Source organism: Streptomyces sp. NPDC048389 (assembly GCF_040706335.1).
Lineage (GTDB): Bacteria > Actinomycetota > Actinomycetes > Streptomycetales > Streptomycetaceae > Streptomyces.
In genome coordinates, this window is sequence record NZ_JBEZKP010000114.1 from 1 (window position 1) to 4932 (window position 4932).

The window sequence follows — 4932 nt, forward strand, 5'->3', positions numbered from 1 at the left end:
GGGGCGGGCGTTTGTGGCGCTGCGGCGCCGGGGCGGGGGCGGGGGCGGGGTGGTCTGCAGCGCCGGGGCGGGGTGGTCTGCGGCGCCGGGGCGGGGTGGTCTGCGGCGCCGGGGCGGGGGCGGGGCGCTTTACGGCACCGCGGCCCCACGGGTCAGGTCCGTGGGGCCGCGGCGTCAGGCAGAGCGGGCGGCGTCAGAGGTTGCCGCGCTTCTCCTGCTCACGCTCGATCGCCTCGAAGAGCGCCTTGAAGTTGCCCTTGCCGAAGCCCATCGAACCGTGCCGCTCGATCATCTCGAAGAAGACCGTGGGGCGGTCCTGGACCGGCTTGGTGAAGATCTGCAGCAGGTAGCCGTCCTCGTCGCGGTCGACGAGAATCTTCAGCTCGCGCAGCGTCTCGACCGGCACCCGGGTCTCGCCGGCCCACTCGCCGAGCGTGTCGTAGTACGAGTCCGGGGTGTCGAGGAACTGGACACCCGCGGCCCGCATGGAGCGGACGGTGGCGACGATGTCGTTCGTGGCAAGCGCGATGTGCTGGACGCCGGCGCCGCCGTAGAACTCGAGGTACTCGTCGATCTGCGACTTCTTCTTCGCGATCGCCGGCTCGTTGATCGGGAACTTCACCTTGAGAGTGCCGTCGGCGACGACCTTCGACATCAGGGCGGAGTACTCGGTGGCGATGTCGTCGCCCACGAACTCCTTCATGTTGGTGAAGCCCATGACCTTGTTGTAGAACCCGACCCACTCGTTCATCCGGCCGAGTTCGACGTTGCCCACGCAGTGGTCGATGGCCTGGAAGGTGCGCTTGGCCGGCGGCTCGACGATCGGGTCGGCGGCGGCGAAGCCGGGCAGGTACGGGCCGTTGTAGCCGCCGCGCTCGACGAGGGTGTGGCGGGTCTTGCCGTAGGTCGCGATGGCGGCCATCACGACGGTGCCGTGCTCGTCCTTGACCTCGTACGGCTCGGTGATGCCGGTGGCGCCGTGCTCGACCGCGTACGCGTACGCCTTGCGGGCGTCGGGCACCTCGATGGCCAGGTCGACGACACCGTCGCCGTGGGCGGCGACATGGTCGGCGAGGAAGTGGCCCCAGTCGGTGGACGCCTTGATCACGGAGGTGAGGACGAAGCGGGCGGCGCCGTTGGCGAGGACGTAACTCGCGGTCTCGCGGCTGCCGTTCTCCGGTCCGGAGTAGGCGACGAGCTTCATGCCGAAGGCCGTGGAGTAGTAGTGCGCGGCCTGCTTGGCGTTGCCGACGGCGAAGACGACCGCGTCCATTCCCTTCACCGGGAAGGGGTCGGCCTGCCGCGCGGTGTCCGGGGTGTGATCGATGGTCTCAGTCATAGGGGAAGGCTCTCGCCGATCCACAAGGTGCGCAATAGTTCGTGCTCTGGCTGGGCAATATGCCCAGCACGGGTCCGCAATCGTCGGGCGTTGTGTACAGGATGACCATCGGGAGGGCGCCATGGCGATCGATCATCTGGACGGGCGGCTCATCGTGCTGCTGGCACGGGAGCCGAGGATCGGCGTACTGGAGGCGTCGCGGCGGCTCGGCGTGGCGCGCGGGACGGTGCAGGCGCGGATGGACCGGCTCCAGGCGCAGGGGGTGATCCGGGGCTTCGGGCCGGACGTCGACCCGGCGGCGCTCGGATATCCGGTGACGGCGTTCGCGACGCTGGAGATCAAGCAGGGGCAGGGCGCGGATGTACGCGCGCATTTGGCGACCGTTCCCGAGGTGCTCGAACTGCACACCACCACCGGGCACGGGGACATGCTCTGCCGGCTGGTCGCCCGCTCCAACGCGGACCTCCAACGGGTGATCGACCGGGTGGTCGGCTTCGAGGGGATCGTCCGGGCGTCGACGGCGATCGTGATGGAGAACCCGGTGCCACTGCGGATCATCCCGTTGGTGGAGCAGGCGGCGGAGGACTCGCGAACCCCCTGAGGCCAGTTACAAAGAAACAGTTGCATAGAAAGCGTTGCAAGACTTTCTTTGCAACGCTACCGTTGCACGCATGAACGAGAACGAGAACGAGAACGAGAACGAGGAAGAGGGCGCGGCCGAAGCCGGGCCCGGCGCACGCAAGCTCCACAGACTGGACCCGCGCTCACTGCGCGGCATCGCCCACCCTCTGCGGATGCGCCTGCTGACGGTGCTGCGACAGGACGGCCCCGCGACCGCCTCCCGGCTCGCGGAGAAACTCGGCGAGTCCAGCGGCGCCACCAGCTACCACCTGCGCCAACTCGCAGCACACGGCTTCGTCGAGGACGATCCGGAGCGCGGCAAGGGCCGGGAGCGGTGGTGGAAGGCATCCATGGACGGCATGCTCTTCGACGAATCCCTCTACAGCGACCCCGACCCGGCGGTGCGCGGAGCGGCCGACCTGTACCTCCACGAGCACGCGACCATGCACACCCAGGAGGTCGCCACCTGGCTCGGCAGCCAGCGGGACTGGCCCGAGGAGTGGCGGCGCAGCTCCGACCTCAGCGACTTCACGCTGCGCCTGACCGCGGCGCAGGCGCACGAACTCAACGAGAAGATCCACGAGCTCATCGAGAGCTACCGCGACCTCGAACCCGCGCCCGGCACCGAAGGCGCCGCCCAGGTCCGGCTGCACACGCACGCATTCCCACGCTCCACCGGCTGAGGAGACTCCGGGTCATGCACTCCGACATACATCTGATGCTGCACGAGCTGCGCGCCGGAGAACTGCGCACGGCCGCCGCCGGCCAAGTGCCGGGTGCGCAGCTGCGAGTGCAGCTGCGCACCCGGCTGGGCCTGGCCTTCGTCGGGCTGGGGCTGCGGCTGCTGCGGCAGCCGCCCGCGCAGGCCCGGAGCGCGACCCGTCTCGCATGACCGGGCAGGGGGAACCGCCGAGGCCGAGAGCGCGCAGGGGCGCCGGGGGCCGCTCGCCACCGTACTGGCGGCCAACGCCGTCTCCATCACCGGCACTCGCTCACCCTCATCGGCGTCCCGTGGTTCACGCTCCAGACCACGGGCAGCCCCGCCAAGGCCGGCCTGGTCGCCTTCTGCGCCACCCTGCCCGTCGTCGTCTCCGCCGTCATCGGCGGACCCGTCATCGACCGGATCGGCCGGCGCCGGGTCAGCATCGCCACCGACCTCGTCTGCGCCGTCGCCCTCGCCGCGATCCCCCTGCTCCACTGCACGGGAGCACTCCGCTTCTGGATGCTGTGCGCGCTGATGGCCGTCACCGGCCTTTTCCACGCACCGGGCGAGACCGCGCGCTACGTGCTCGTGCCCGACCTCGCCGAGCTGGCGGGAACACGGCTGTCGCGGGCCGCGAGCCTCTTCGACGCCGTCTCGCGCGGTGCGCGGATGACCGGCGCGGCGCTCGCCGGCGTCCTCATCGCACTCATCGGCGCGGAGGCGGTCGTCCTGCGCGACGCGGCGACGTTCTGCGGCTCCGCGCTGCTGATCGCCCTCGGCCTGCGTCGGGTCGGCGCGGCCGAACCACGGCGGGCCCGCGCACCCGTGTCCTTCGCCGCGTACCGGGGCGAACTGCGTGAGGGCTACGCCTTCCTGCTGCGCGCCCGGCTGCTGCTGGGCGTCGTCCTGATGGTGATGGTCACCAACGGCCCCGACCAGGGCTGGAGTTCGGTGCTGCTGCCCGTCCACGCCAAGGACAACCTGGGCGGCGCACGGGACTTGGGCCTGCTGGCCGCCGTGTTCGGCGGCTGCGCACCGCTCGGCGCCCTGCTCTACGCTGCCGTCGGGCACCGCTTCCGGCGGCGGCCTGGCGGCCGACCACCTGATCGAACTGGCCGGCCTGGCGACGGCGCTGCTCACACTGGGCGGGCTGTACTTCCTGACGACGCTGCCCCGGCCGTGTTCCCGCGCTGGCGCGAGATGGACGCGGGACGCGGGCCCTTGGAGGAAGACCCTTCCCGAGTCAGCAGCCCGGGACCTTCCCGCCCTGCTCCAGCGAGCGCAGCGACTCCACCGCGCCCTTGAGCGTCGCCACCGGGATCAGACGCAGTCCCTCCGGCAACTCCGCCTGCGCGTCCGCGCACTCGTCCGTCGGCACGAGGAACACGGTCGCCCCGTCGCGAGCGGCCGCCTGCGTCTTCAGCGACACCCCGCCGACCGCGCCGACCTTCCCGTCGGGTGTGATCGTCCCCGTACCCGCGATGCTGCGGCCACCGGTGAGGTCACCGCCGGTGCCGTCACCCTGCAGCTTGTCGATGATCCCGAGGGAGAACAGCAGACCGGCGCTGGGCCCGCCGACATCGGCGAGGCGCAACGAGACCTTCACCTCGGCCGGCTCCTCGCCGAGGTACGAGAGCGCCGCGCGGGTGGCGACGTTCTGCGACTCCTCCATGGCCTCCGCGTTGTGCCGCTCGACCTCCTTCTCCGTCCTGCCCGCCGGATAGACGGCGTCGCGCGGCAGCACGGCCCGGTCGGAACGGAACCAGCCGTCGGCCACGTCTCCGAAGTCCACGTCGGCGCCGGGGCCGGTCGCCACGATCGTCGTCATCCGCAGCTCCCCCTCGGTCTTGCGGGTCGGCGCACCGGAGATCGTGATCACCTGCGTCCCCTGGTGCTCGCCGAGCACGTCCGCGGTCATCCCGGGCTGAGCGACGACGAACGGCAGCGGCGCGAGCCCGGCGACGGTGAACAGCGCGACGACGGGCAGGGCGCAGAGGGCGAAGGCGCGGGGGCGCGTGAGACTGGAGAGCACGCTGCCAATGTATCCGGGCGCGGCCCGCCACCGGCGGGGCGGCCTTGGCCGGGGGTGGCCCGGGGCCGGGGTGGGGCCGAGGTGGCCCGGTGGGCGGGTGCGTGGCGCCCCTGTGGGGGGTGGCTGCGGGGCTGTGCCGGTGGGCGGGTGCGTGGCGCCCGGGGGTGGTGGCTGTGTTGGTGGTGGGTGGCGGGGGGCGGGGCCTCCGGAGGGGGGTGTCCGGAATGGCTTTCCTCA

Annotated in this window: 6 protein-coding genes; 4 read left to right on the forward strand and 2 right to left on the reverse strand. The window is 71.5% G+C overall.

The window, feature by feature from the left end; genetic code table 11:
* Positions 1–193 precede the first annotated feature (193 nt).
* Positions 194–1339, reverse strand: a complete 1146-nt coding sequence (hppD, locus tag AB0903_RS34145) for a 4-hydroxyphenylpyruvate dioxygenase (RefSeq protein ID WP_366708691.1) — start codon at positions 1337–1339, stop codon at positions 194–196.
* A gap of 121 nt (positions 1340–1460) precedes the next feature.
* Here hppD and AB0903_RS34150 point away from each other — a divergent pair, with 121 nt between their 5' ends.
* The 4 genes from AB0903_RS34150 (at position 1461) to AB0903_RS34165 (ending at position 3968) form a co-directional block, all read left to right on the forward strand.
* Complete coding sequence (locus AB0903_RS34150) at positions 1461–1940, forward strand: Lrp/AsnC family transcriptional regulator (RefSeq protein WP_366708693.1); 480 nt, start codon at positions 1461–1463, stop codon at positions 1938–1940.
* 70 nt (positions 1941–2010) lie between these two features.
* On the forward strand, positions 2011–2643 hold the full coding sequence (locus tag AB0903_RS34155; RefSeq protein WP_366708695.1) for a helix-turn-helix domain-containing protein: 633 nt from the start codon (positions 2011–2013) through the stop codon (positions 2641–2643).
* 14 nt (positions 2644–2657) lie between these two features.
* Positions 2658–2852, forward strand: a complete 195-nt coding sequence (locus tag AB0903_RS34160) for a hypothetical protein (protein ID WP_366708696.1) — start codon at positions 2658–2660, stop codon at positions 2850–2852.
* Between the two features lie 162 nt (positions 2853–3014).
* On the forward strand, positions 3015–3968 hold the full coding sequence (locus AB0903_RS34165) for an MFS transporter (RefSeq protein ID WP_366708699.1): 954 nt from the start codon (positions 3015–3017) through the stop codon (positions 3966–3968).
* Here AB0903_RS34165 and AB0903_RS34170 read toward each other — a convergent pair.
* Entirely contained in the window at positions 3907–4695 is a 789-nt protein-coding gene (locus tag AB0903_RS34170; RefSeq protein WP_366708697.1) for a S16 family serine protease, read from the reverse strand. The genes AB0903_RS34165 and AB0903_RS34170 overlap by 62 nt on opposite strands.
* Positions 4696–4932: the final 237 nt, after the last annotated feature.